Genomic DNA, 24841 nt, shown 5'->3' with positions numbered 1-24841 from the left:
GCAAATCATCATTAAGCGGTTGCCAGGAAAGGCTTTATGGCGCAATGATCAAGACAACAAGAGCCACTGAAAGGGTCTAGATTTCAGGGTGTCCACGACCAATTTTTCAGGGTGGGAAAGGGCCCGCCCCAGACGCATGTTGTGCGAACGTTTCTTTCATCCAATGGAATTACAGAGCCTGTATGGATGACTCGACTGCCTGTTCGGGTCAATTGGATCGCCCAGGCATGGGCCTGGGCAGACAGCGACACATGAAGTGTCGTGGCATCGACGCTGTTTGTCGGGGCCCAGGGTTCTGTGCAGAAGGAGAAGTTGAATGCCTTACCAACCGAATGACCTCCTGAGCCGGCATTTCGAAGAAAGCGGCCACGACCTCATAAGCAAGGTCGAAGAGCAACTCAACCTTGTTTCACCCAACAGCCCGAACATCCCGATCTACCGCGATATGGTCCTGACCGTGCTACGCATGGCCCAGGAAGACCACAACCGCTGGAACGCCAAGATCACCCTGCAAGCTCTGCGCGAACTGGAACACGCCTTCCGTGTGCTCGAACAGTTCAGGGGACGACGCAAGGTAACCGTTTTCGGTTCGGCCCGTACCCCGGTCGAACATCCGTTGTTCGCAATGGCCCGAGAGCTTGGTGCCGCCCTGGCGCGCTCCGATCTGATGGTCATCACCGGCGCCGGTGGCGGCATCATGGCCGCTGCCCATGAAGGGGCGGGCCTGACCCACAGTCTGGGATTCAACATCACCCTGCCCTTCGAGCAACACGCCAATCCGACCGTCAACGGCACGACCAACCTTTTACCTTTTCACTTCTTCTTCACCCGCAAGCTGTTCTTCGTCAAGGAAGCCGATGCTCTGGTGTTGTGTCCCGGAGGTTTCGGCACACTGGATGAAGCGCTGGAAGTGCTGACCCTGATCCAGACCGGCAAAAGCCCGCTGGTGCCGGTGGTGCTGCTGGACGCACCCGGCGGCAAATTCTGGCAAGGGGCGCTGGACTTTATTCACCAGCAACTGGAGGAAAACCATTACATCCTGCCCACCGACATGAAGCTGGTGAGACTGGTCTACAACGTCGAAGAAGCCGTGGATCACATCAATCAGTTCTACAGCAACTTCCACTCCAGCCGCTGGCTCAAGCATCAATTCGTGATTCGCATGAACCATACACTCAACGACCGAGCACTCGAATACATGCAGGAAGCGTTTGCCGATCTGTGCCTGAGTGACCATTTCCACCAGCATGCCTACAGCGGCGAAGAACACGACGAAGCGCAGTTCAGTCACCTGGCGCGCCTGGCCTTCAATTTCAATGCCCGTAACCATGGTCGACTGCGTGAACTGGTGGATTACATCAACCTGCAGGAAAACTGGGCGCAATCCAAACCCCAGATGCAGCAACGTACCCGGGAGACATCGAAAGTTTCGTGAGGGCATAAAAAAACGGCTCGCTATCAAATAGCGAGCCGTTTCACTCAGTCGTCCAACCCTCTGCCGCTGAGCAGGCGACTGATCATTTCCATGGAGTATCCCCGATACGCCAGGAATCTTCCCTGCTTGGCACGCTCCCGAGCATCTACCGGCATTTCGCCAGAGAACTTGCGTCGCCAGGTATCCGTCAGTTGCGCCTGCCAGTCGATACCGCTCTCGCGCAAGGCGAGGTCGATGTCGCTACGTTGCAAGCCGCGCTGGCTCAACTCTTCACGAATGCGCAAAGGGCCGTAGCCGGAACGGGCACGGTAGGAGACGAAGCTTTCGAGGTAACGGGTTTCAGACAACAGGCCCTCTTCCATCAAGCGGTCGAGTGCTGCTTCGATCATTTCAGGGAGGGCGCCGCGCTGACGCAACTTACGCGTCAGCTCAACTCGACCATGCTCGCGTCGAGCGAGCAGGTCCATTGCGGTTCGCCGCACCGCGACGAGTGTATCCAGTACGGCGGTCATCGCTTCGATCAGATATCAGCGTCAGCCAGATCGTCTTCGGTCTCTTTGACCGCAGATGCTTTGGCGTCTGCTACCGACGAAGGCGACAGCAGCTTGTCACGCAGTTGCTTCTCGAGGGTGGCAGCGATATCCGGGTTATCCGCCAGGTACTTGGCCGAGTTGGCCTTGCCCTGACCAATTTTGGTGCCGTTGTAGGCATACCAGGCTCCGGATTTCTCGACGAAACCGTGCAGAACACCCAGGTCGATCATCTCACCGTTGAGGTAGATGCCCTTGCCGTAAAGAATTTGGAACTCGGCCTGACGGAACGGCGAAGCCACTTTGTTCTTCACGACTTTGACGCGGGTTTCGCTACCAACGACTTCATCACCTTCTTTCACCGCGCCAGTACGACGGATGTCCAGACGAACCGAAGCGTAGAACTTCAGCGCGTTACCACCGGTGGTGGTTTCCGGGCTGCCGAACATCACGCCGATTTTCATACGGATCTGGTTGATGAAGATCACCAGGCAGTTGGCGTTCTTGATGTTACCGGTGATTTTACGCAGCGCCTGGGACATCAGACGGGCTTGCAGGCCCACGTGCATGTCACCCATTTCGCCTTCGATTTCAGCCTTTGGTACCAGAGCGGCCACGGAGTCGACGATGATCACGTCTACCGCGTTGGAACGCACCAGCATGTCGGTGATTTCCAGGGCCTGCTCGCCGGTGTCCGGCTGGGATACCAGCAGGTCGTCGACGTTGACGCCCAGCTTGCCGGCGTACTCAGGGTCGAGGGCGTGTTCGGCATCGACGAATGCGCAGGTCGCGCCGGCTTTTTGAGCCTGGGCGATCACGGACAAGGTCAGCGTGGTTTTACCGGAAGATTCAGGACCGTAGATTTCAACAATACGGCCTTTTGGCAGACCGCCGATGCCGAGAGCGATGTCCAGCCCCAGAGAGCCAGTGGAAATGGCCGGGATCGCCTGACGGTCCTGATCGCCCATACGCATTACGGCACCCTTGCCGAATTGACGTTCGATCTGACCCAGGGCCGCAGCCAAGGCTTTCTTCTTGTTGTCGTCCATTAAAGTCCTCACGTAATCAATAAGGCCTGACGGCCAACACCTGTATAAGTAGCCAGTATTATTCCACAGCGATTCCGGATCGCCTACCCCTGATTTGAGATTTCTGCCGCGGCATAGCGCAGCAGCCCCTCTAGCGCGGCCTTCACCGTTTGTCGGCGGACCTCGTCACGACTGCCCGGGAAGTGCTGGAGCTCACTGAACACCTCATCACCCACGCCCCAGGCCAGCCATACCGTGCCGACCGGCTTGTTCGCCGTTCCGCCATCCGGCCCGGCGATGCCACTGACCGCCACGGAGAAATACGCGCTGTTTTTTTTCTGCGCGCCCCGCACCATGGCCTCGACCACATCGCGGCTGACCGCCCCTACCGTGGTGAACAATTCCACCGGGACATCCAGTTGCAGGGTTTTCTGTCGGTTGGAGTAGGTGACATATCCGGCCTCGAACCACGCCGAACTGCCCGGGATACGCGTGATTGCCTCGGCAATTCCCCCGCCGGTGCAAGACTCGGCGGTAGTGACGTGGGCATTGAGAACCTGTAGGCGTCGGCCAAGCTCAGCGGCCAGTTGGGTTGTCTCTTTCACAGTCATCTCCTGATCGGGCGCAATGAGGTTAACCGTACACGAGCAAACCGCACTTGCAAGCGACAGGATCAATCAAAATGTGAGGAATCAGAGGCTCTGGGAAAGGCCCCCAGGGCAATCAATCCTTTGCGTCGCGGGATGAAAGATCATTAGCCCCTATGCGGTTGGCCGCCCAACGTTCGTAAAGACCGAGCACCACGTCCGTTCCCGCCATCGCGGTCAGGCAGCCGCCCGCACAAGCGGCCCAGATGGAGACGTTCGCGGCGTGCAGCAGCATGATTGCAGATGCACCGCAAATCATGCTGGAGCCCGAGCGCAAGGTCAGACGACGGGCAAGGGGCCAGCCACGAACGCCTTCTTTATCGGCACGCCACATTTCACCGGCGACTCCGCCGAGCAGCGGCAAGGTGATAACCAGCCAAAGAGGCATGTCCAACAACGCATACTGCTCTGCGGTCATTTCACGCCTCCCTGGATAACCGGTAGAAAACAGAATCTGTCACAGCAACTTTTCATCAAACAGGCAGCAAGACTATGCATCAATGCATAATCAGTCAATGCATTGACGCATATATGTTTCAGGCAGATTTTTTTCAGATAAAAAAACCGCCAAAAAGGCGGTTTTATTGAATCAGCTGCACGGGGGATCAACGGGCGTACATACCCCACCAGAAGACATGCCCAAGGATGACGATTGGCTCCTCCTGGATTTCTTGAAATGTGTAATCCTCGTCCGGATGCTCATCCCGATTGAAGCTGCGCAGTCGAATCCCCGACGGCAGGCGGTAAAGCTGTTTCACTCGCAACTGGCCGTTGTGGTTGATCGCATACAAGTCGCCATCAACGATATCACCAATGCCGCACTTGCCGGCATTAACGCCGACCGTGGCGCCATCGCGCAGCACGGGCAACATGCTGTTACCGCGCACGGTCACGCATTTGGCCTGGTCGAACTGCACACCGTTATGGCGCAGACTGCGCTTGCCGAAACGCAGGCTAGAGCGTTCGCTCTCCTCGATAACGAATCGTCCCGATCCTGCGGCGAGTTCAACTTCACGAAGAAAGGGCACCGACACCTCGTCGTCATCGACCGGGGTGTCATCGTCCCACAGACTTATATCCTTGAGCTCCGAATGCGACGCTGCGCGACCAGCGATGTGTGCCGGGGCGACATCGGCACGGCCACGCAACTGGTCAGTGTTCAAGGAGAAGTACTCGGCGATCTTCGAAACGTGTTTATCCGAAGGATCGACAATCTTCCCTCCAAGAATCCGCGAGAGCGTGGATTGAGGCACGCCGGTGCGACGGTGAAGCTCCGTGGGGGAGATCCCGTGTTGATCGAGCAAAGCTCTCAGGACAGTAGAAACATTACGTTTTTGCATAAACGAATAGTGCGTGTTCCATTCAGAGAAGACAAATGCTCAATTGCATAAATAGTGCATAAAATCATTGAAAACAAACCGCAGAGCGTTCACGCCTGCGTCCGGCAGACCGCCCATGTTAATCTTGCGCCCATTGCGCAAAAGCCGGTCCGACACCCCTCCTTTGCCCTACACCTTTGAACGAGTTTTCCTGATCTCCAATGAATAAAGCCCTCTGCGACCTGTCCTCCCACACCCCGATGATGCAGCAGTACTGGCGGTTGAAAAACCAGCACCCGGATCAGCTGATGTTCTACCGCATGGGTGACTTCTACGAAATCTTCTACGAAGACGCAAAGAAGGCTGCCAAGTTGCTGGACATCACTCTGACCGCCCGCGGTCAGTCGGCAGGTCAGGCGATTCCGATGTGCGGGATTCCTTATCATGCTGCCGAAGGCTACCTGGCGAAACTGGTAAAGCTCGGCGAGTCGGTGGTGATCTGTGAGCAAGTCGGCGATCCGGCCACCAGTAAAGGACCGGTGGATCGTCAGGTCGTGCGGATCATCACACCGGGGACGGTGAGCGACGAAGCGCTGCTGGATGAACGCAGGGACAACCTGATTGCCGCGGTACTGGGTGATGAGCGTCTGTTCGGCCTGGCGGTACTGGACATTACCAGTGGCAACTTCAGCGTGCTGGAAATCAAAGGCTGGGAGAATCTTCTGGCGGAGCTGGAGCGGGTCAATCCGGTCGAATTATTGATCCCGGACGATTGGCCGAAGGATCTGCCGGCAGAAAAACGCCGCGGGGTTCGGCGTCGTGCGCCATGGGATTTCGAACGTGACTCGGCACTGAAAAGTCTTTGCCAGCAATTCTCCACCCAGGACCTCAAAGGTTTCGGTTGCGAAAACCTGACCCTGGCCATCGGTGCCGCCGGTTGTCTTCTGGCTTATGCAAAAGAAACCCAACGCACCGCCCTGCCGCATTTGCGCAGCCTGCGCCATGAGCGCCTGGACGACACTGTTGTGCTGGACGGCGCCAGCCGGCGCAACCTGGAACTCGATACCAACCTGGCCGGCGGTCGCGATAACACGCTGCAATCGGTGGTCGACCGTTGCCAGACCGCCATGGGCAGCCGCTTGCTCACCCGCTGGCTGAACCGTCCCCTGCGCGATCTCACCGTATTGCTGGCGCGCCAGACGTCGATCACTTGCCTGCTCGACCGCTACCAATTTGAACGACTGCAGCCGCAGCTCAAGGAGATCGGCGACATCGAGCGGATTCTCGCTCGAATCGGCCTGCGTAATGCCCGCCCCCGCGACCTCGCGCGTCTGCGCGACGCTCTCGCAGCCCTGCCAGAACTGCAAGTGGCAATGACCGGGCTCGAAGCACCGCATCTCCAGCTATTGGCGACCACCACCAGCACCTATCCGGAACTGGCGGCGCTACTGGAAAAAGCCATCGTCGACAATCCGCCGGCAGTCATCCGTGACGGCGGCGTGCTGAAGACCGGTTACGACAGCGAACTCGATGAACTGCAATCACTCAGCGAAAACGCCGGGCAATTCCTGATCGATCTGGAAGCACGGGAAAAAGCCCGCACAGGCCTGTCCCATCTGAAAGTTGGCTACAACCGCATTCACGGTTACTTCATCGAACTGCCAAGCAAGCAGGCAGAATCTGCACCGGCCGACTATATCCGCCGTCAAACTCTCAAAGGTGCCGAGCGTTTTATTACACCGGAACTCAAGGCTTTCGAAGACAAGGCGCTGTCGGCCAAGAGCCGTGCGCTGGCCCGTGAGAAGATGTTGTACGAAGCATTGCTCGAAGACTTGATCAGCCAGTTGCCACCCCTGCAGGACACTGCTGGAGCGCTGGCTGAACTGGACGTGCTCAGCAACCTCGCTGAACGAGCGCTGAACCTCGACCTGAACTGCCCGCGCTTCGTCAGCGAGCCGTGCATGCGCATCAGCCAAGGTCGTCATCCGGTGGTCGAGCAGGTGTTGACCACTCCATTTGTGGCCAACGACCTGAACCTGGACGACAACACCCGCATGCTGGTCATCACCGGTCCGAACATGGGTGGTAAATCCACATACATGCGCCAGACCGCGCTGATCGTGTTGCTGGCGCATATCGGCAGCTTCGTGCCCGCAGCCAGTTGTGAATTGTCGTTGGTCGACCGGATCTTCACCCGGATCGGCTCCAGCGATGATTTGGCCGGTGGCCGTTCGACCTTTATGGTCGAAATGAGTGAAACCGCGAACATTCTGCACAACGCCACCGAGCGCAGCCTGGTGCTGATGGACGAAGTCGGTCGCGGCACCAGCACCTTCGATGGCCTTTCCCTGGCCTGGGCGGCGGCCGAACGCCTGGCGCATTTACGCGCTTACACACTGTTCGCCACCCACTACTTCGAGCTGACCGTGCTGCCGGAAGCCCAGCCGCTGGTGGCCAACGTGCACCTCAATGCCACCGAGCACAATGAACGCATTGTGTTCCTGCACCATGTGCTGCCAGGGCCAGCCAGCCAGAGCTATGGCCTGGCCGTTGCGCAACTGGCAGGGGTTCCAAGCGAAGTCATCGTCCGCGCCCGGGAGCACTTGAGCCGGCTGGAGGATACCGCCCTGCCCCATGAAGCGCCCAAGCCAGCGAAAGGCAAACCGGCCGCGCCGCAGCAGAGCGATCTGTTCGCCAGCCTGCCGCATCCGGTGCTGGATGAACTGGCCAAGCTCGATCTGGACGACATGACGCCGCGTCGTGCACTCGAAATGCTCTATACACTAAAGACACGGATCTAACGCACACGCTTGCAAGCTGTTAGAATCTCGCGCGGTTTGGGATGCTGCGGGCTATTAGCCTGACCTGCAGACTATCGCTCCCAAACCTGGCGACCCCTACGTGAAGGGGCGCAGCAAGCCGCGCCTGAGGAGAAAATTAGAAATGACCTTCGTCGTCACCGACAACTGCATCAAGTGCAAGTACACCGACTGCGTAGAAGTCTGTCCGGTGGACTGCTTTTACGAAGGCCCGAATTTCCTGGTGATTCACCCGGATGAGTGCATCGACTGCGCACTGTGCGAACCTGAATGCCCAGCCGTGGCCATCTTCTCCGAAGATGAAGTGCCTGCTGGCATGGAAAACTTTATTCAGCTGAACATGGAATTGGCCGAAGTCTGGCCGAACGTCACTGAACGCAAAGATCCGCTGCCAGACGCCGCTGAATGGGATGGCAAACCAGGCAAGATCGAACACCTCGAACGCTGATTACCCCCGCGTTCCAAAAAAAGGCCCCACAAGGGCCTTTTTGCTTTTCTGCAGACAAAAAAAGGGGCGGTTTGACCCGCCCACATTTTTTCCCTATTCCCTGTGTTCCCTTTCATCGTCCTGATGAATCGCGTCCTGCGATTTCCCTCTCCCTCATCCTTGAAGAATGTGCCTGTCCGTCGGCACACGCTGAATACTAGAGAGATCCTCGACAGGATCAATCGCCCGCTATCAGTGGCGGCGCCCGTCACACACTGTCACCAATAATAATTTTCCTTATAAATCAAAAATATACAAATAAACCCCACTCAAAATAGACAACTGACCAGGGTAAAAAATACGAACACTTACGAAAGAGTAAGCAAGCGCTTACAACGCAAATCCAAAAAAAGAGATGGCCCTCGCCAACACGCAGACAATAAAAAACCCCGCGCCAGTCGGGGTTTTTTAACGCCATCTCAACGAATGCCTTATTGAAACAGCGACTCGCTCGACAGGCCGTTTTTCTCCAGGATCTCGCGAAGTCGCTTCAATCCTTCCACCTGAATCTGTCTGACCCGCTCCCGGGTCAAGCCAATCTCCAAGCCTACGTCTTCCAGGGTACTGCTTTCATGACCGCGCAGGCCGAAGCGGCGGATGACCACCTCGCGTTGCTTGTCGGTCAGCTCCGAGAGCCATTGATCGATGCTTTGCGACAGATCATCGTCCTGAAGAAGCTCGCAGGGGTCGGTAGGTCGGTCGTCGGTGAGGGTGTCCAGCAGAGTCTTATCCGAATCCGGACCCAGCGAGACATCGACTGAAGATACCCGTTCGTTCAGGCCGAGCATGCGCTTGACCTCTCCTACCGGTTTTTCCAGCAGGTTGGCGATTTCTTCGGGTGAGGGTTCATGGTCGAGTTTTTGCGTCAGCTCTCGTGCGGCCCGTAGGTACACGTTCAACTCTTTGACCACATGAATCGGTAACCGGATGGTACGGGTCTGATTCATGATTGCGCGTTCGATGGTCTGACGAATCCACCAGGTCGCGTAGGTCGAAAAGCGGAAGCCGCGTTCAGGGTCGAACTTCTCCACCGCCCGAATCAGGCCGAGGTTGCCCTCTTCGATCAGATCGAGCAGCGACAAGCCACGATTGACATACCGCCGGGCGATTTTCACCACCAGCCGCAGGTTGCTTTCAATCATGCGTTTGCGCCCGGCCGGATCGCCACTTTGCGACAGGCGCGCAAAATGAACTTCTTCTTCGGGGGACAGCAGTGGTGAAAAGCCGATTTCATTGAGGTACAGCTGCGTGGCATCAAGTGCTCGCGTGTAATCAATGTATTTGTGCTGTTTCAATGTTGCGGAGTGTTTGGATTTGGCACGAACGGAAGGTGGAGCCGCCCCTTCATCATTCGACATCGAATCCGTATCGATGCCGGTCTCCATCAGGAGAACCTCATCGTCGATGTCAAACTCCGGCACTTCTTTACTGAGAGCCATTGTTATAGTCCTTTGGTGAGTTCGACCTCAAGCTCAAGCGGCGCCTTTATCCTTGGCAACGCTGGAGCCTGTCCCCTCTACGCGACGGAACAGGCTGGTAGCGATCAACGGCGTGGCAGGAATTGCAGCGGATCTACAGGTTTACCTTGGCGGCGAATCTCAAAATGCAGTTTCACCCGGTCTGTACCCGTTGACCCCATTTCGGCAATTGTCTGTCCGACCTTGACCTGCTGCCCCTCCCGAACCAACAGCCTGCGGTTATGTCCGTAGGCACTGACGTAGGTTTCACTGTGTTTGATGATGACTAATTCGCCGTAGCCCCTTAAGCCACTCCCGGCGTATACCACCGTCCCATCAGACGCAGCTAAAACAGGCTGTCCCAAATCTCCGGCGATATCAATTCCTTTATTCAAACTCCCGTTTGAAGAGAATTTCCCAATGAGAATGCCATTAGATGGCCATCCCCAGCCGGTCGGGGCTGGCCCTGCAGGAGGCATAGGTGCAGGGGTTGGCTTGTTCGCGACAGACGGTACAACCGTGGTTGTGGTGGTGGTCGAACCGTTTACCGGGCGACGGACAACCGTGGTTTTACTCGAAGACGAAGGCGACGAGCTGGATGAACTGACGACGGTTGTCGGTGTTGATCCCGTGCGCCCATCGAAGCGAATCGTCTGACCCGGGTGAATGGTGTAAGGCGCCGCAATGTTGTTACGGGCCGCCAGGGCCTTGTAGTCCCAACCGTAGCGAAAAGCGATGGAGAACAGGGTGTCTTTCGGTCGAACGACGTACTGCCCCGTTGTCACGGCCGGGCGCTGCGCGGCGGCATTGCGGTCGACAACACGTGCGTCGCTGGATTTGTTGCTGGAGCAACCGACCAGCAAGGTGCTCAGGACAAGGCCAGTCACCAGGCGCTGAAAGCTCGTTTTACCCATACGCTGCGCAATGACTGTGAGACTCACCCGCCGCTCCCTTTTGTGGTGGCTGAAAATGTGAAATACCGGATTCCGGCACGAAGTGTCGCAAGTATAACGGGCCGTGCAGGCTTTACCCTTAATGAAGCGAAATGGCGTGGCGCACACGTTTGCTGCCTGACAAAACTACCCGTTTAACCAATCGGTGCCGCTGTAAGACAGAGGCAATCGAAGAGAATTCAGCGTACTGAAATAAATGCTCAGGCCAGTGGTCCATTGAGCAATGGAACGAAGCGCACGTTCCCTAGGACACGCCTGGAAAAACCGTGTTCCTCACGGATGATCAACATCAATTGCTGGACTTCACCGGCGCCGACCGGAATCACCAGCCGCCCTCCCGGTGCCAACTGATCGAGCAATGCCTGCGGCACATCAGTCGCCACGGCGGTCACTATGATGCCGTTGTACGGTGCCAGTGCGGGCCAGCCTTCCCAGCCATCGCCCCAGCGGAACACCACATTGCGCAGGTTCAGCTCGACCAGGCGTTCCTTGGCCCGATCCTGCAAGACCTTGATGCGCTCGACCGAAAAGACACGCTCGACCAGTTGCGACAGTATCGCCGTCTGATAGCCCGACCCGGTGCCGATCTCCATCACTTTATCCAGCGGCCCGGCCTCGAGCAGCAACTCGCTCATGCGAGCCACCATATAAGGCTGGGAGATGGTCTGATTGTTGCCGATCGGCAACGCGGTGTCTTCGTAGGCACGGTGCGCCAGCGCCTCGTCGACGAACAGGTGACGCGGAGTACGGCGAATGACTTCCAGCACCTTGGCGTTGGAAATGCCCTCTTCGTACAGGCGCTGAATGAGGCGTTCGCGGGTGCGCTGGGAAGTCATCCCGATGCCACGACGCAGCATATCGTCTTCACGGCCCATTAGCGCAGACCCTCCAGCCAGCCATCGAGACTCCTGAAGGCATCGTTGAACGTGCGATCCAGTTGCAGCGGAGTGATCGAAACATACCCTTGCATCACCGCATGAAAATCGGTGCCAGGGCCGCCGTCCTCGGCATCCCCCGCCGCCGCAATCCAGTAACCGGACTTGCCTCGCGGATCCACCACTTTCACCGGCGCGGCAGCGCGGGCGCGATGGCCAAGACGGGTCAGTTGAATACCGCGGATGTGGTCGAGCGGCAAATTGGGAATGTTCACGTTCAGCACCGTGCGCGGTGGCAAGTCGAGATCGGCATGAGCCTCGACGAGCTTGCGTGCGAAATAGGCTGCTGTAGGAAGATTGTCTACTTGTCGTGAGACCAACGAAAAAGCAAACGAAGGACACTTCAGGAAACGTCCTTCAAGGGCGGCCGCCACTGTGCCGGAATACAAAACATCGTCCCCCAGGTTCGCGCCCAGGTTGATGCCGGAAACCACCATGTCCACTTCATGCTCCAGCAAGCCGTTAAGGCCCAGGTGCACGCAATCGGTGGGTGTGCCATTGATGCTGATAAAGCCATTGGCCAGGGTTTGCGGGTGCAATGGACGGTCGAGCGTCAGCGAACTGCTGGCGCCGCTCTTGTCCTGGTCCGGGGCGATAACCACGCACTCGGTGTAATCCGCCAGCGCAGCATAAAGCGCGGCAAGACCGGGTGCGGTCACCCCATCATCGTTTGAAATCAGAATACGCATGGGCTGTCCGTCTGCCCCACCGGCACCAGATCAACAAGCTCGCGCACCAATACGGTGGCGAAGCATCCGGCCGGCAGGACGAATTCCAGTTGCAGAATGTCAGGCTCGGGATAATGCCACGTCAACCCACCAATGGGCAGCCGCAGGATGCGACGTTCGTGGCTCATACCGGCGTTAATCAACCAATCGCGCAAATCCGCTTCGCGCGCGGCGATTGCCTGCTCCAGTTCATGGACAGCGCCCGTGGCCGGCGAGTCACCTTCACCCCACTGCGGCCCGGTCGGGTGCAGATCGAGAATCGCCAGTCGCGGGTCGCTGCACTCGGCTTCACCGGCCGGAAAAAAACTGCGACTGTCGGTGAATGCGAGCAAGTCGCCGACCTGGGCACGTTGCCAGGTGCCATCGGCAACCCGAGCGGCCAGCACCTGATTGAACAGAAAACTGCGGGCGGTGGACAGCAGGCGCGAACGCACGTTGCGTTGCTCCGGCAAAGCCTTGCGCGACGCCCAGCCGCGAGCGTCGACCACGTTGCCGCCGTCATGCCCGAAGCGCTGGGCACCGAAATAATTGGGAATACCCTGTTTGACGATCTGTTGCAGGCGTTCATCGATAGCGACCTTGTCGCCGGCGAACTGGGTCAGGCGCAACGTGAACCCGTTGGCCGAGTGAGCACCACGCTGCAGTTTGCGTTTGTGCCGGCTGGTCTTGAGGATTTTCAGCGTGTCGTTTTCTGCGGCCGACAGATCTGGATCGGCCTTGCCCGGCAACTGCACACTGAACCACTGACGCGTCAGCGCCTGACGGTCCTTGAGCCCGGCGTAGCTGACGGTACGCAAAGGCACGCCCGCTGCCTTGGCTATTCGCCGTGCAGCTTCTTCAGTGTTCAAGCCACGCTTTTCCACCCAGATCCACAGGTGCTCGCCGTCGCCACTGAGGGGAATATCAAGGACTTCATCGACCTGAAAATCTTCCGCGATGGCTTTCAGTACCGCGGTGCCGAGCGGCTCACCGTAGGCTCGCGGCCCAAGCAATTGCAGTTCGTTCATGCGCGCAACAACAAGGCAACGGAATGCACGGCAATGCCTTCTTCGCGACCGACAAAGCCGAGCTTTTCGGTGGTGGTAGCTTTTACGTTCACTTGATCCAACTCAACTTGAAGATCCGCGGCAATCAGCGCGCGCATCGATTCGATATGCGGGGCCATTTTCGGCGCCTGCGCGACGACGGTGTTGTCGACGTTACCGACCTTCCAGCCCTTGGCGTGGATCAGGGCAACGACATGACGTAACAGCACACGGCTGTCGGCGCCTTTGAATTGTGGATCGGTATCCGGGAAATGCTTGCCGATGTCACCCAGTGCGGCGGCGCCGAGCAGAGCATCGCTCAAGGCGTGCAGAAGGACATCACCGTCGGAATGAGCAAGCAGCCCGAAGCTGTGTGCAATTCGCACGCCGCCCAAAGTGATGAAATCGCCTTCAGCGAAACGGTGCACATCATAGCCGTGGCCAATACGCATAAAAAAACGCCCCGATTTTTGTCAGGGCGTGATTCTACCTGCATTAGGCACCTAGAGCATGCGCGTGATGCCGCAAGTGGTCGTCAATGAAACTGGCGATGAAGAAATAGCTGTGGTCATAGCCCGGCTGCAGGCGCAGCGTCAGCGGATGGCCGGCCAGTTTGCTCGCTTGTTGCAAGGCTTCAGGCTTGAGCTGGGTGGCAAGGAAGTCGTCGCGATCTCCCTGATCGACCAACAGAGGCAACTTCTCGTCTGCCTCGGTGATCAGCGCACAGGCATCCCACTCGCGCCACTTCGAACGGTCCTCCCCCAGGTATCGGGAAAAAGCCTTTTGCCCCCACGGGCAATCCATCGGATTGTTGATCGGCGAAAACGCCGACACCGAGCGATAACGCCCTGGATTGCGCAAGGCACAAACCAGCGCGCCATGACCACCCATGGAATGACCGCTGATGCCGCGTTTGTCGGACGCCGGGAAATGAGCCTCGACCAATGCCGGCAATTCCTGCACGACGTAGTCATGCATCCGATAGTGCCTCGACCACGGCTCCTGTGTGGCATTCAGATAGAACCCTGCACCCAGGCCAAAGTCCCAGGCACCGTCCGGGTCGCCCGGCACATCGGGACCGCGAGGGCTGGTGTCCGGCGCGACGATGATCAGACCCAACTCGGCGGCCATGCGCATGGCGCCGGCTTTTTGCATGAAATTTTCGTCGGTGCAGGTCAGGCCGGACAACCAATACAGTACCGGCAACTTGCCGCCCTGTTCCGCTTGCGGCGGCAGGTAGACAGCAAACACCATGTCGCAGCCGAGCACTTCCGAGCGATGGCGATAGCGTTTGTGCCAACCGCCGAAGCTTTTCTGGCAGGAGATGTTTTCCAAACTCATTGCAAACTCCTCACTGAAAACCAAAACCTCAAGCGCCAGGCCAACTCAATCAACTTGCCGCTTGAAGCCTGTGGCCTGCGGCTGCTTCTCAGAAATGGATGACCGAGCGGATGCTTTTCCCTTCATGCATCAGATCGAATGCCTTGTTGATATCTTCCAGGCCCATGGTGTGGGTGATGAAGGTATCCAGCGGGATTTCGCCGGTCTCGGCCATTTCCACATAGCTTGGCAACTCGGTACGGCCGCGTACGCCACCGAACGCCGAACCGCGCCAGACGCGACCGGTGACCAGCTGGAACGGACGGGTCGAGATTTCCTGGCCGGCACCGGCAACGCCGATGATCACCGACTCGCCCCAGCCCTTGTGGCAGCACTCAAGTGCGGCACGCATCAGTTGAACGTTACCAATGCACTCGAAGGAAAAGTCGACGCCACCATCGGTCATGTCGACGATGATTTCCTGAATAGGACGGTCGAAGTCTTTCGGGTTTACACAATCGGTTGCACCCAATTGCTTGGCGATCTCGAATTTGGCCGGGTTGATGTCGATCGCGATGATGCGTGCGGCCTTGGCTTTCACCGCGCCGATGACCGCGGACAGACCGATGCCGCCGAGGCCGAAAATGGCCACGGTGTCACCCGGTTTCACCTTGGCAGTGTTGAGCACCGCACCGATACCGGTGGTGACACCGCAACCCAGCAGGCAGACTTTTTCCAGCGGCGCTTCTTTGGCAATTTTGGCGACGGAAATTTCCGGCAACACGGTGTACTCGGAGAACGTCGACGTCCCCATGTAGTGGAAAATCGGCTGCCCCTTGTAGGAAAAACGCGAGGTACCGTCAGGCATCAGGCCTTTACCCTGAGTCGCACGAATCGCCTGACACAGGTTGGTCTTGCCCGACAGGCAAAATTTGCACTGGCGGCATTCAGGGGTGTACAGCGGGATTACATGGTCACCGACTGCAACTGACGTTACACCTTCGCCAATTGCCTCGACAATCGCCCCGCCTTCGTGACCGAGGATCGACGGGAAGATGCCTTCCGGATCTGCCCCGGACAATGTGTAGGCATCGGTATGGCAGACACCGGAAGCCACCACGCGCAGCAATACTTCACCTGCCTTGGGCATGGCGACATCGACTTCAACGATCTCCAGAGGTTTCTTGGCCTCGAAGGCAACGGCGGCGCGCGACTTGATCATGGTGATTCTCCAGTGAATAAAAACAAGACAGGGAGTGTAATACAGCGTCACACGGTGAATAATCCGGACAAAAGCAAAACATTATTGCTGCACAGGGATAATCATCGATGTCCGAGAATCGCTGGGAAGGCATTGACGAGTTCGTCGCGGTGGCCGAATGCAGTCAGTTCACAGCTGCCGCCGAACGCCTGGGCGTTTCTTCCTCCCACGTCAGTCGACAAATAGCACGTCTGGAAGAGCGCTTGCAGACTCGTTTGCTCTACCGCAGTACCCGGCGTGTCACGCTGACTGAAGCCGGACAAACTTTTCTGCAGCATTGCCAGCGCCTGCAGGATGGACGGGAAGAAGCGCTGCGGGCGGTTGGCGACTTGACCAGCGAACCCAAAGGCATGCTGCGCATGACCTGCGCGGTAGCGTACGGCGAGCGATTCATCGTACCCCTGGTGACGCGCTTCATGGGGTTGTATCCGCAACTGCGTATCGACATCGAACTGACCAATCGCCAACTCGACCTGGTGCACGAGGGTCTGGATCTGGCGATTCGTCTCGGCCGTTTGCAGGACTCAAGGCTGGTCGCCACACGCCTCGCACCCCGTCGGATGTTTCTTTGCGCTTCCCCGTCCTACATAGAACGCTACGGTCGGCCACACAGCCTGTCGGAACTCAATCGGCACAATTGCCTGATCGGTAGCTCGGACCTCTGGCAACTGGAACAAAACGGTCGGGAATTTTCACAACGGGTGCAGGGAAACTGGCGCTGCAACAGTGGGCAAGCGGTGCTGGATGCAGCGCTGCAAGGTGTCGGGCTGTGCCAGTTGCCGGATTATTACGTGCTGGAGCACTTGAACAGCGGCGCGTTGATTTCACTGCTGGAGGCGCATCAACCGCCCAATACCGCCGTTTGGGCGCTGTATCCGCAGCAGCGTCATTTGTCGCCGAAAGTGCGCAAGTTGGTGGATTATTTGAAGGAGGGGTTGGCTGAAAGGCCGGAGTACAGGATTTAAGATCAAAAGATCGCAGCCTGCGGCAGCTCCTACAGGACATCAGGTGATACGCAATCGATCTTTGTAGGAGCTGCTGCAGGCTGCGATCTTTTAGCGACGATTAGCCCAACGCTGTCTCAACCAATCAAGATCCTCAGGACGCGTCACCTTGAGGTTATCGGATCGCCCTTCGATCAAACGTGGCGCCAAACCGGCCCACTCCATCGCCGAGGCTTCATCGGTGACCACGGCATCTGCCACCAGACTGTCGGCCAATGCACGGTGCAAGGCCCCAAGGCGAAACATCTGCGGCGTGTAGGCCTGCCAGATCACACTACGATCAACGGTTTCGACCACACGACCGTGTTTATCGACGCGTTTTAGCGTATCCCGTGCAGGAACCGCCAGCAGTCCACCGACAGGATCGTCAGCCAGCTCAGCCAGCAATTTGTCTAAATCGTCACGACTGAGATTCGGCCGTGCAGCATCATGGACCAGTACCCAATCCTCATCGTCGGCACCCTGCCCATGAAGGTGCAGCAACGCATTGAGCACCGAACCGGATCGCTCGGAGCCGCCCTCGACCCGCGCGATACGCGCATCGCCAGCACACGCCAGGTTCGGCCAATAAGGATCGTCAACAGCAAGACTGACCACCAGGCCTTTGAGGCAAGGATGATCAAGGAAACAGCCGAGGCTGTGTTCGAGAATAGTGCGCCCGCCCAGTTGCAGATACTGCTTGGGACGGTCTGCGGCCATACGGGCACCAACACCCGCGGCAGGGATCACGGCCCAAAAGGCCGGTAAGGTCTGGTTCATTGCGCCAACTGGTAAAGGGTTTCACCGTCCTTGACCATGCCCAACTCGTGGCGAGCCCGCTCTTCGACGGTCTCCATGCCCTTCTTCAACTCGCTGACTTCAGCGTCCATCACCCGATTGCGTTCCAGCAGCGTCTGGTTCTCAGCTTGCTGATCGGCAATCTGCTGAGTCAGCTCGGCCACTTGCGCCAGACTGCCATTACCCACCCACAGGCGGTACTGCAGGCCAGCCAGCAGCAGGAGCAAGACGAGGAACAACCAATTGGGACTGCGCATCGAATATCAGGTATCCAGTGAAAAAAGACAGCCACACCAAAACATGAAGCTACTGATAGCACGAAGCCTGGAAGAACCAGGCTTGTGCTTGTAAGGCATCAGATTAGTGGCAAAAACGTCGCTGTAGCGATTTTTCCGACACAATCCGGTGTCTTTTTTACCACGTACTGCTTAGCCGCGGAATTCGCTGCGGCCGTTGTACTTGGCTTTGCCGTTCAACTGCTCTTCGATACGCAGCAGTTGGTTGTACTTGGAAACGCGGTCGGAACGGCACAGCGAGCCGGTCTTGATCTGGCCAGCCGAAGTGCCCACTGCCAGGTCGGCAATGGTCGAATCTTCGGTTTCGCCGGAGCGGTGCGAGATCACGGCGGTGTAACCGGCAGCCTTGGCCATCTGGATGGCTTCCAGAGTTTCGGTCAGGGTGCCGATCTGGTTGAACTTGATCAGGATCGAGTTGGCGATCTTTTTGTCGATGCCTTCTTTCAGGATCTTGGTGTTGGTCACGAACAGGTCGTCGCCTACCAGCTGGGTCTTCTCGCCGATCTTGTCAGTGAGGATTTTCCAGCCAGCCCAGTCGGATTCGTCCAGACCATCTTCGATGGAGATGATCGGGTAACGCTCGGTCAGACCTTTCAGGTAGTCGGCGAAACCTTCAGCGGTGAACACCTGGCCTTCGCCGGACAGGTTGTACTTGCCGTCTTCGTAGAATTCGCTGGCTGCGCAGTCCAGTGCCAGGGTCACGTCGGTGCCCAGTTTGTAACCGGCGTTGGCCACGGCTTCGGAGATCACTTTCAGTGCATCTTCGTTGGACGCCAGGTTAGGAGCGAAACCACCTTCGTCACCGACAGCAGTGCTCAGGCCACGGGCCTTCAACACAGCTTTGAGGTGATGGAAAATCTCGGTGCCCATGCGCAGACCTTCCGAGAAAGACTTGGCGCCAACCGGCTGAACCATGAACTCCTGGATGTCGACGTTGTTATCGGCGTGCTCGCCACCGTTGATGATGTTCATCATCGGAACCGGCATCGAGTAAACACCCGGGGTGCCGTTCAGGTTGGCGATGTGAGCGTATAGCGGCAGGTCCTGGTCCTGTGCTGCCGCCTTGGCCGCAGCCAGGGAAACGGCGAGGATCGCGTTGGCGCCCAGGGAGCCTTTGTTTTCAGTACCGTCGAGCTTGATCATTGCCAGATCGAGCGCTTTCTGGTCGCTTGGATCGGTGCCTTTCAACAGGTCGCGGATCGGACCGTTGATGTTGGCTACGGCTTTGAGGACGCCCTTGCCCAGGTAACGGCTCTTGTCGCCATCACGCAGCTCGAGCGCTTCACGCGAGCCAGTGGAAGCACCGGACGGCGCGCAGGCGCTGCCGATGATGCCGTTGTCGAGAAGCACATCCGCTTCCACGGTGGGATTGCCACGGGAGTCGAGAACTTCACGACCTTTGATGTCGACGATTTTAGCCATTGCTGTAAACACTCCAAAGTTGACGAAAACGCTGTACCGCTCGATTTATAACTTGTAGGTCACATCTGTAGGAGCCGGCTTGCTGGCGATTGCGACCAAAAGGACGCGATCGCCAGCAAGCCGGCTCCTACGACCGGATTCCAATATTACGCGGTTTCTACCGTCGGAAAACTCTTCACCAGTTCGTCCACGGCTTTGAGCTGGGCCAGGAATGGCTCCAGTTTGTCCAGACGCAAGGCGCAAGGACCATCGCACTTGGCATTGTCCGGATCCGGGTGAGCTTCGAGGAACAAGCCCGCCAGGGACTGGCTCATGCCGGCTTTTGCCAGGTCGAGGACCTGGGCGCGACGACCACCAGCAGAATCAGCGCGACCGCCAGGCATTTGCAGCGCATGGGTCACGTCGAAGAACACCGGGTATTCGAACTGCTTCATGATGCCGAAGCCGAGCATGTCGACGACCAGGTTGTTGTAGCCGAAGCTCGAACCGCGCTCGCAGAGGATCAACTGATCGTTACCCGCTTCCACGCACTTGTTCAGGATATGTTTCATTTCCTGGGGTGCGAGGAACTGGGCTTTCTTGATGTTGATCACAGCGCCCGTCTTGGCCATCGCGACCACGAGGTCGGTCTGGCGCGACAGGAAGGCCGGCAACTGGATGATGTCGCAGACTTCCGCGACGACCGCGGCCTGATCAGGCTCGTGGACGTCGGTGATGATCGGCACGCCGAAGGCTTGCTTGATGTCCTGGAAAATCCGCATGCCTTCTTCCAGACCGGGACCACGGTAAGAGGTCACGGAGGAGCGGTTAGCCTTGTCGAAGCTGGCCTTGAACACGTAAGGGATACCGAGTTTCTCGGTAACCTTGACGTACTCTTCGCAGACCTGCATCGCCATGTCGCGGCTTTCCAGCACATTCATGCCACCGAACAGCACCATTGGCTTGTCGTTGGCAATCTCGATATCGCCGACGCGGATGATCTTCTGGGCCATCAGGTTTTATGCCTTCTTCTGGTGTTGAGCCAAAGCAGCTTTGACAAAACCGCTGAACAACGGGTGACCGTCGCGAGGCGTCGAGGTGAACTCCGGGTGGAACTGGCAAGCCACGAACCATGGATGATCCGGCGCTTCAACCACTTCAACCAGCGCGCCATCACCGGAACGGCCGGAGACTTTCAGGCCGGCTTCCATGATTTGTGGCAGCAGATTGTTGTTCACTTCGTAGCGATGACGGTGACGCTCGACGATCACGTCCTTGCCGTAGCAGCCGTGGACCAGGGAGCCCGGCTCCAGCAGGCAATCCTGCGCGCCGAGGCGCATGGTGCCGCCCAGATCGGAGGTTTCGGTACGGGTTTCGACAGCGCCGGTGGCATCTTCCCACTCGGTGATCAGACCCACGACCGGGTGACCGCTTGCACGATCGAACTCGGTGGAGTTGGCATCTTTCCAGCCCAGCACGTTACGCGCGAACTCGATCACGGCCACTTGCATGCCCAGGCAGATGCCCAGGTAAGGAACCTTGTTTTCGCGAGCGAATTGAACGGCAGTGATCTTGCCCTCGACGCCGCGCAGACCGAAGCCACCCGGTACCAGGATCGCGTCCACACCTTCCAGCAGCGCAGTGCCCTGGTTTTCGATGTCTTCGGAATCGATGTAGCGCAGGTTGACCTTGGTGCGGTTGCTGATACCAGCGTGGCTCATCGCTTCGATCAGCGACTTGTAGGCATCCAGCAGCTCCATGTACTTGCCGACCATGGCGATGGTGACTTCGTGCTCAGGATTGAGCTTGGCGTCGACCACGGCTTCCCACTCGGACAGATCGGCACCGCCGCATTGCAGACCGAAGCGCTCGACGACAAAATCGTCCAGGCCCTGGGAGTGCAGGATGCCCGGGATCTTGTAGATGGTGTCGGCGTCTTCCAGCGCGATCACCGCACGTTCTTCAACGTTGGTGAACTGGGCGATCTTGCGACGCGAGGAAATATCGATCGGGTGATCGGAGCGGCACACCAGCACGTCAGGTTGCAGGCCGATGGAACGCAGTTCCTTGACCGAATGCTGGGTTGGCTTGGTTTTGGTTTCGCCGGCAGTGGCGATGTACGGCACCAGTGTCAGGTGCATCAGCATCGCGCGCTTGGCGCCGACTTCGAAACGCAGCTGACGGATGGCTTCGAGGAACGGTTGCGATTCGATGTCACCCACGGTGCCACCGATCTCGACCATCGCCACGTCGGCATCGCCGGCACCCTTGATGATGCGGCGCTTGATTTCGTCGGTGATGTGCGGAATCACCTGGATGGTTGCACCCAGGTAGTCACCACGGCGCTCTTTGCGCAGCACGTGCTCGTAGACACGGCCCGTGGTGAAGTTGTTGTTCTGGGTCATGGTCGTGCGGATGAACCGCTCGTAGTGGCCCAGGTCCAGGTCGGTCTCGGCGCCGTCGTGAGTGACGAACACTTCACCGTGCTGGAACGGGCTCATGGTGCCCGGGTCGACGTTGATGTACGGGTCCAGCTTCAGCATGGTGACCTTAAGTCCCCGCGCCTCCAGGATGGCCGCCAATGATGCCGATGCAATGCCTTTCCCCAAAGAAGAAACAACACCGCCCGTGACGAATATGTAGCGCGTCATGAAAAACCCTAGAAGTCTGCGTTAAAGCGGTCCGAGCCGCCGGGGAAAGCGAAGGAAGGCCGAAGCCCCCGATCACCTGCATTAATTACAGTGCACCTTTCAAAAAAACCGCCGCGTTGGGACAGACCGGGAGATGAAACACCGGTACGTTGCTCGCTACACATTTTTTGGAATCGCCCAGCAAAGACTGCTTGGTAATCGGCAACTCCTGCAATTCAGGCGAATCCACAGAAGTTGTATCAAGAAGGGAGCGTAGTCTACCGGAAAGCCCCTTTCAGCTCAAACCTTGATCTTCGATGGTGGTTGCCAATGCAAACGCCAGTTACCGAGCACGCTGCCGTCCAGCCCGTGCAGGTTCGCCACCGCCAGCAATTGTTCGCCCCGATAGAGCAGCGGCAATCTGCCACGGACGAATGACGGTACCGCCCTTTCGTTGAGCAAACGCTTGAGGTCCCGGTGGCCACGACCCGGTAAATCCATGGCCTCTCCCCCTTCACGATAGCGGATATGCAGCGGGCCATCGGGGATTTGACCCGTGAATGCGAGCACACCGTTACCCGGCAATGACAGTGCGATCGATGGATCCGGCCACGCTCCCGCTGCCGGCACAGCATGCAACCAGCATCCGCCAAGCCACCAGATGCGCCCGCCCGCCCGGTGCAATTCACCATCGGCCAGGCGCCACACAGGGGCAGCATCACCGGCGGCATCACGCAAATCGGCCCAACCCGACCAATGGTCGGTATCCGGCAAACGGGTCTGCGGTTCGAGCCAGTGACTCAAGGCATTGCGTTGCCTTGCAACGGAGAGTTGCGCGAGGGGAGCCAGTTCCAGGGAGGGCAATCCCAGCCAGTCAAATTCCCCCCCGGAACTGGCGCGTGCCAGATCGATTTGCGCCAGCTCATCGAGCAATCCTTGCGCTTCGTTCAGATGAGCGGCACTGCGAGCCATCGTCGCCGCCGCTTGTGGCCAGCGGGCGGTCAGTACTGGAAAAATCTGATGACGCAAAAAGTTGCGCGAAAATTGCCGATCCTGGTTCGAAGGATCTTCAATCCAGCTCAAACCCTGCTCGGTGGCATAGGCCTCGAGTTCAGCTCGAGAGACGTCGAGCAGTGGCCGCAACAGGTTTCCACGACCCAACGGACGCTGGCGGGGCATCGCCGACAAACCGCGCACGCCCGCTCCACGCAACAGGCGAAACAGTAGCGTTTCCGCTTGATCGTCGCGGTGCTGCGCGGTCAGCAGCACTTCGTTGTCGTGAAGGGTTTCGATGAAGGCCTGATAACGTGCCTCTCGGGCTGCCCTCTCCAGACTGGCGCCGGACTGCACCTGCACACCCATGACTTTCAATGGCACCCCCAGCGCCGCACACACTGATTGGCAATGTTCCGGCCAGGCATCCGCCGCGGCCTGAAGGCCATGATGAACATGAATGGCGTTGAGTGCCGGCAGGGATTCGGTTTGAGAGAGTGTTGCCAGAACGTACAGCAGGACAGTGGAGTCGAGGCCACCGGAGAAGGCGATGTGCCATTGAGCGGCATTGCGCCAAGGCTCAAGATTCAACAAAAGCCGGGAAGACAGATCACTCTTGGAAGGAGTCATAGAGATTGATCGCCCCTCATAAACCACTGTAGGAGCTGCCGCAGGCTGCGATCTTTTGATTTTGCATTTTCAAGATCAAAAGATCGCAGCCAGCGGCAGCTCCTACAAGGGTATTACGTGCAGTCTGATTACAGACCGTAGCTCATCAGTCGATCGTAGCGGCGCTTGAGCAGCGCATCGTTGTCGAACTTCTTCAGCATCGCCAGTTGCGAGCTCAGCTCGGCACGGATCGACGCAGCGGCAGCGGCCGGGTCACGGTGTGCGCCACCCAGTGGTTCGCCGATCACTTTGTCCACGATGCCCAGGCCTTTGAGGCGCTCGGCGGTGATGCCCATGGCTTCAGCCGCGTCCGGCGCTTTTTCGGCAGTTTTCCACAGGATCGAGGCGCAACCTTCCGGCGAAATCACCGCGTAGGTCGAGTACTGCAGCATGTTCAGCTGATCGCAAACACCGATGGCCAGTGCACCACCGGAACCACCTTCACCAATGACGGTGGCAATGATCGGGGTTTTCAGACGAGCCATGACACGCAGGTTCCAGGCAATCGCTTCGCTCTGGTTGCGCTCTTCAGCATCGATACCAGGGTACGCGCCCGGGGTGTCGATGAAGGTCAGGATCGGCATCTTGAAGCGTTCGGCCATTTCCATCAGGCGGCAGGCCTTGCGGTAGCCTTCCGGACGGGGCATGCCGAAGTTGCGGCGAACCTTCTCGCGCACTTCACGGCCTTTCTGGTGACCGATGATCATCACCGGCTGGTCGTCCAGACGTGCGATACCACCAACGATGGCGGCATCGTCGGAGAAGTGACGATCACCGTGCAGTTCGTCGAACTCGGTGAAGATGTGTTCGATGTAGTCCAGGGTATACGGACGTTTCGGGTGACGCGCCAGACGTGCGATCTGCCAGCTGGTCAGCTTGCCGAAGATGTCCTCTGTCAGCGTGCTGCTTTTTTCCTGCAGGCGAGAGATCTCATCGCCGATATTCAGCGAATTGTCATTACCGACCAAGCGCAACTCTTCGATCTTGGCTTGCAGGTCGGCGATCGGCTGTTCGAAATCTAGAAAATTCGGGTTCATAGGCGTCCGTCTAGGGTCGACGTCCAAGAGAGCTTGGGCCGGCCGGTTGTCTATTCGCGCCCTACCTTAAGGGAGAGGCGCGTTGAGGTC

General features: G+C 58.0%; 23 protein-coding genes and 1 pseudogene. 4 read left to right on the top strand and 20 right to left on the bottom strand.

Annotated elements, in window-relative coordinates; genetic code table 11:
- The first annotated feature begins 316 nt into the window (after positions 1 to 316).
- Positions 317 to 1435 (top strand): LOG family protein, encoded by a 1119-nt coding sequence (locus tag QMK58_RS06365; RefSeq protein WP_053159533.1) that lies wholly within the window; start codon positions 317 to 319, stop codon positions 1433 to 1435.
- Positions 1436 to 1479: 44 nt separating this feature from the next.
- Here the strand turns inward: QMK58_RS06365 and recX are convergent, their stop codons facing one another.
- The 5 genes from recX to QMK58_RS06340 form a co-directional block, all read right to left on the bottom strand.
- A complete protein-coding gene (gene recX, locus QMK58_RS06360; RefSeq protein ID WP_053159535.1) occupies positions 1480 to 1947 on the bottom strand; it encodes a recombination regulator RecX in 468 nt (155 codons plus the stop codon).
- Between the two features lie 8 nt (positions 1948 to 1955).
- On the bottom strand, positions 1956 to 3014 hold the full coding sequence (gene recA, locus QMK58_RS06355) for a recombinase RecA (RefSeq protein ID WP_053159537.1): 1059 nt from the start codon (positions 3012 to 3014) through the stop codon (positions 1956 to 1958).
- Positions 3015 to 3097: 83 nt separating this feature from the next.
- Positions 3098 to 3598 (bottom strand): CinA family protein, encoded by a 501-nt coding sequence (locus QMK58_RS06350; protein ID WP_053159539.1) that lies wholly within the window; start codon positions 3596 to 3598, stop codon positions 3098 to 3100.
- A 118-nt stretch (positions 3599 to 3716) separates the two neighbouring features.
- Complete coding sequence (locus QMK58_RS06345) at positions 3717 to 4058, bottom strand: phage holin family protein (protein WP_053159541.1); 342 nt, start codon at positions 4056 to 4058, stop codon at positions 3717 to 3719.
- A 187-nt stretch (positions 4059 to 4245) separates the two neighbouring features.
- The gene (locus tag QMK58_RS06340; RefSeq protein ID WP_320396008.1) at positions 4246 to 4980 is read right to left on the bottom strand and encodes an XRE family transcriptional regulator; all 735 of its coding nucleotides are present in this window, start codon (positions 4978 to 4980) and stop codon (positions 4246 to 4248) included.
- Between the two features lie 200 nt (positions 4981 to 5180).
- On the opposite strand from QMK58_RS06340, the gene mutS reads away from it, so the two are divergent.
- Together mutS and fdxA are read left to right on the top strand one after the other, a co-directional pair.
- On the top strand, positions 5181 to 7760 hold the full coding sequence (gene mutS / locus QMK58_RS06335; protein ID WP_053159544.1) for a DNA mismatch repair protein MutS: 2580 nt from the start codon (positions 5181 to 5183) through the stop codon (positions 7758 to 7760).
- 142 nt (positions 7761 to 7902) lie between these two features.
- Positions 7903 to 8226 carry a ferredoxin FdxA gene (fdxA, locus tag QMK58_RS06330; protein ID WP_053159546.1) on the top strand — a complete coding sequence of 108 codons (324 nt, stop codon included), beginning with the start codon at positions 7903 to 7905 and terminating at the stop codon, positions 8224 to 8226.
- A gap of 470 nt (positions 8227 to 8696) precedes the next feature.
- Here fdxA and rpoS read toward each other — a convergent pair whose 3' ends face one another.
- From rpoS to QMK58_RS06290, 8 genes are all read right to left on the bottom strand, one after another.
- Positions 8697 to 9704, bottom strand: coding sequence for an RNA polymerase sigma factor RpoS (gene rpoS / locus QMK58_RS06325; protein ID WP_053159548.1), 1008 nt, complete (start codon positions 9702 to 9704; stop codon positions 8697 to 8699).
- A 104-nt stretch (positions 9705 to 9808) separates the two neighbouring features.
- Positions 9809 to 10663: a peptidoglycan DD-metalloendopeptidase family protein gene (locus tag QMK58_RS06320; RefSeq protein WP_053159550.1), complete on the bottom strand. Its 855-nt coding sequence runs from the start codon at positions 10661 to 10663 to the stop codon at positions 9809 to 9811.
- A gap of 212 nt (positions 10664 to 10875) precedes the next feature.
- Complete coding sequence (locus QMK58_RS06315) at positions 10876 to 11511, bottom strand: protein-L-isoaspartate(D-aspartate) O-methyltransferase (RefSeq protein ID WP_172681825.1); 636 nt, start codon at positions 11509 to 11511, stop codon at positions 10876 to 10878.
- A gap of 38 nt (positions 11512 to 11549) precedes the next feature.
- Positions 11550 to 12299 (bottom strand): 5'/3'-nucleotidase SurE, encoded by a 750-nt coding sequence (gene surE, locus QMK58_RS06310; protein WP_053159554.1) that lies wholly within the window; start codon positions 12297 to 12299, stop codon positions 11550 to 11552.
- Complete coding sequence (gene truD / locus QMK58_RS06305) at positions 12287 to 13345, bottom strand: tRNA pseudouridine(13) synthase TruD (RefSeq protein ID WP_320396007.1); 1059 nt, start codon at positions 13343 to 13345, stop codon at positions 12287 to 12289. Before truD ends, surE begins: the two co-directional genes overlap by 13 nt.
- The gene (gene ispF, locus QMK58_RS06300; RefSeq protein ID WP_053159558.1) at positions 13342 to 13815 is read right to left on the bottom strand and encodes a 2-C-methyl-D-erythritol 2,4-cyclodiphosphate synthase; all 474 of its coding nucleotides are present in this window, start codon (positions 13813 to 13815) and stop codon (positions 13342 to 13344) included. The genes truD and ispF overlap by 4 nt, the downstream gene beginning before the upstream one ends.
- Before the next feature lie 43 nt (positions 13816 to 13858).
- Complete coding sequence (gene fghA / locus QMK58_RS06295; protein WP_053159560.1) at positions 13859 to 14704, bottom strand: S-formylglutathione hydrolase; 846 nt, start codon at positions 14702 to 14704, stop codon at positions 13859 to 13861.
- A gap of 88 nt (positions 14705 to 14792) precedes the next feature.
- Positions 14793 to 15905, bottom strand: a complete 1113-nt coding sequence (locus QMK58_RS06290; RefSeq protein ID WP_053159562.1) for an S-(hydroxymethyl)glutathione dehydrogenase/class III alcohol dehydrogenase — start codon at positions 15903 to 15905, stop codon at positions 14793 to 14795.
- A 107-nt stretch (positions 15906 to 16012) separates the two neighbouring features.
- On the opposite strand from QMK58_RS06290, the gene QMK58_RS06285 reads away from it, so the two are divergent.
- Positions 16013 to 16909 carry a LysR substrate-binding domain-containing protein gene (locus QMK58_RS06285; RefSeq protein ID WP_320396006.1) on the top strand — a complete coding sequence of 299 codons (897 nt, stop codon included), beginning with the start codon at positions 16013 to 16015 and terminating at the stop codon, positions 16907 to 16909.
- 90 nt (positions 16910 to 16999) lie between these two features.
- Here QMK58_RS06285 and ispD read toward each other — a convergent pair whose 3' ends face one another.
- The 7 genes and pseudogenes from ispD to QMK58_RS06250 all read right to left on the bottom strand — a co-directional run bounded on the left by ispD (position 17000) and on the right by QMK58_RS06250 (position 24751).
- Entirely contained in the window at positions 17000 to 17707 is a 708-nt protein-coding gene (gene ispD / locus QMK58_RS06280; RefSeq protein ID WP_053159566.1) for a 2-C-methyl-D-erythritol 4-phosphate cytidylyltransferase, read from the bottom strand.
- Complete coding sequence (ftsB, locus tag QMK58_RS06275) at positions 17704 to 17982, bottom strand: cell division protein FtsB (protein ID WP_008057335.1); 279 nt, start codon at positions 17980 to 17982, stop codon at positions 17704 to 17706. Before ftsB ends, ispD begins: the two co-directional genes overlap by 4 nt.
- A gap of 171 nt (positions 17983 to 18153) precedes the next feature.
- The gene (gene eno, locus QMK58_RS06270; RefSeq protein ID WP_053159569.1) at positions 18154 to 19443 is read right to left on the bottom strand and encodes a phosphopyruvate hydratase; all 1290 of its coding nucleotides are present in this window, start codon (positions 19441 to 19443) and stop codon (positions 18154 to 18156) included.
- Positions 19444 to 19589: 146 nt separating this feature from the next.
- Positions 19590 to 20435, bottom strand: a complete 846-nt coding sequence (gene kdsA, locus QMK58_RS06265; RefSeq protein ID WP_053159571.1) for a 3-deoxy-8-phosphooctulonate synthase — start codon at positions 20433 to 20435, stop codon at positions 19590 to 19592.
- A gap of 6 nt (positions 20436 to 20441) precedes the next feature.
- A complete protein-coding gene (locus tag QMK58_RS06260) occupies positions 20442 to 22073 on the bottom strand; it encodes a CTP synthase (RefSeq protein ID WP_053159573.1) in 1632 nt (543 codons plus the stop codon).
- A gap of 274 nt (positions 22074 to 22347) precedes the next feature.
- Positions 22348 to 23675, bottom strand: a pseudogene (gene tilS / locus QMK58_RS06255) (tRNA lysidine(34) synthetase TilS).
- Between the two features lie 128 nt (positions 23676 to 23803).
- Positions 23804 to 24751: an acetyl-CoA carboxylase carboxyltransferase subunit alpha gene (locus QMK58_RS06250; protein WP_053159575.1), complete on the bottom strand. Its 948-nt coding sequence runs from the start codon at positions 24749 to 24751 to the stop codon at positions 23804 to 23806.
- Positions 24752 to 24841 lie beyond the last annotated feature (90 nt).

Source organism: Pseudomonas sp. P8_241 (assembly GCF_034008315.1).
Taxonomy (GTDB): domain Bacteria; phylum Pseudomonadota; class Gammaproteobacteria; order Pseudomonadales; family Pseudomonadaceae; genus Aquipseudomonas.
Note: the sequence above shows the minus strand (reverse complement) of the source record. Positions and strands in the feature narration are given on the sequence as shown.

Bases quoted from the DNA above. Each gene is read 5' to 3' on its own strand.
- QMK58_RS06365 (WP_053159533.1), top strand. From the start codon at position 317: ATGCCTTACCAACCGAATGACCTCCTGAGCCGGCATTTCGAAGAAAGC.
- recX (WP_053159535.1), bottom strand. From the start codon at position 1,947: ATGACCGCCGTACTGGATACACTCGTCGCGGTGCGGCGAACCGCAATG.
- recA (WP_053159537.1), bottom strand. From the start codon at position 3,014: ATGGACGACAACAAGAAGAAAGCCTTGGCTGCGGCCCTGGGTCAGATC.
- QMK58_RS06345 (WP_053159541.1), bottom strand. From the start codon at position 4,058: ATGACCGCAGAGCAGTATGCGTTGTTGGACATGCCTCTTTGGCTGGTT.
- QMK58_RS06340 (WP_320396008.1), bottom strand. From the start codon at position 4,980: ATGCAAAAACGTAATGTTTCTACTGTCCTGAGAGCTTTGCTCGATCAA.
- mutS (WP_053159544.1), top strand. From the start codon at position 5,181: ATGAATAAAGCCCTCTGCGACCTGTCCTCCCACACCCCGATGATGCAG.
- fdxA (WP_053159546.1), top strand. From the start codon at position 7,903: ATGACCTTCGTCGTCACCGACAACTGCATCAAGTGCAAGTACACCGAC.
- rpoS (WP_053159548.1), bottom strand. From the start codon at position 9,704: ATGGCTCTCAGTAAAGAAGTGCCGGAGTTTGACATCGACGATGAGGTT.
- QMK58_RS06315 (WP_172681825.1), bottom strand. From the start codon at position 11,511: ATGACTTCCCAGCGCACCCGCGAACGCCTCATTCAGCGCCTGTACGAA.
- surE (WP_053159554.1), bottom strand. From the start codon at position 12,299: ATGCGTATTCTGATTTCAAACGATGATGGGGTGACCGCACCCGGTCTT.
- truD (WP_320396007.1), bottom strand. From the start codon at position 13,345: ATGAACGAACTGCAATTGCTTGGGCCGCGAGCCTACGGTGAGCCGCTC.
- ispF (WP_053159558.1), bottom strand. From the start codon at position 13,815: ATGCGTATTGGCCACGGCTATGATGTGCACCGTTTCGCTGAAGGCGAT.
- fghA (WP_053159560.1), bottom strand. From the start codon at position 14,704: ATGAGTTTGGAAAACATCTCCTGCCAGAAAAGCTTCGGCGGTTGGCAC.
- QMK58_RS06290 (WP_053159562.1), bottom strand. From the start codon at position 15,905: ATGATCAAGTCGCGCGCCGCCGTTGCCTTCGAGGCCAAGAAACCTCTG.
- QMK58_RS06285 (WP_320396006.1), top strand. From the start codon at position 16,013: ATGTCCGAGAATCGCTGGGAAGGCATTGACGAGTTCGTCGCGGTGGCC.
- ispD (WP_053159566.1), bottom strand. From the start codon at position 17,707: ATGAACCAGACCTTACCGGCCTTTTGGGCCGTGATCCCTGCCGCGGGT.
- ftsB (WP_008057335.1), bottom strand. From the start codon at position 17,982: ATGCGCAGTCCCAATTGGTTGTTCCTCGTCTTGCTCCTGCTGCTGGCT.
- eno (WP_053159569.1), bottom strand. From the start codon at position 19,443: ATGGCTAAAATCGTCGACATCAAAGGTCGTGAAGTTCTCGACTCCCGT.
- kdsA (WP_053159571.1), bottom strand. From the start codon at position 20,435: ATGGCCCAGAAGATCATCCGCGTCGGCGATATCGAGATTGCCAACGAC.
- QMK58_RS06260 (WP_053159573.1), bottom strand. From the start codon at position 22,073: ATGACGCGCTACATATTCGTCACGGGCGGTGTTGTTTCTTCTTTGGGG.
- QMK58_RS06250 (WP_053159575.1), bottom strand. From the start codon at position 24,751: ATGAACCCGAATTTTCTAGATTTCGAACAGCCGATCGCCGACCTGCAA.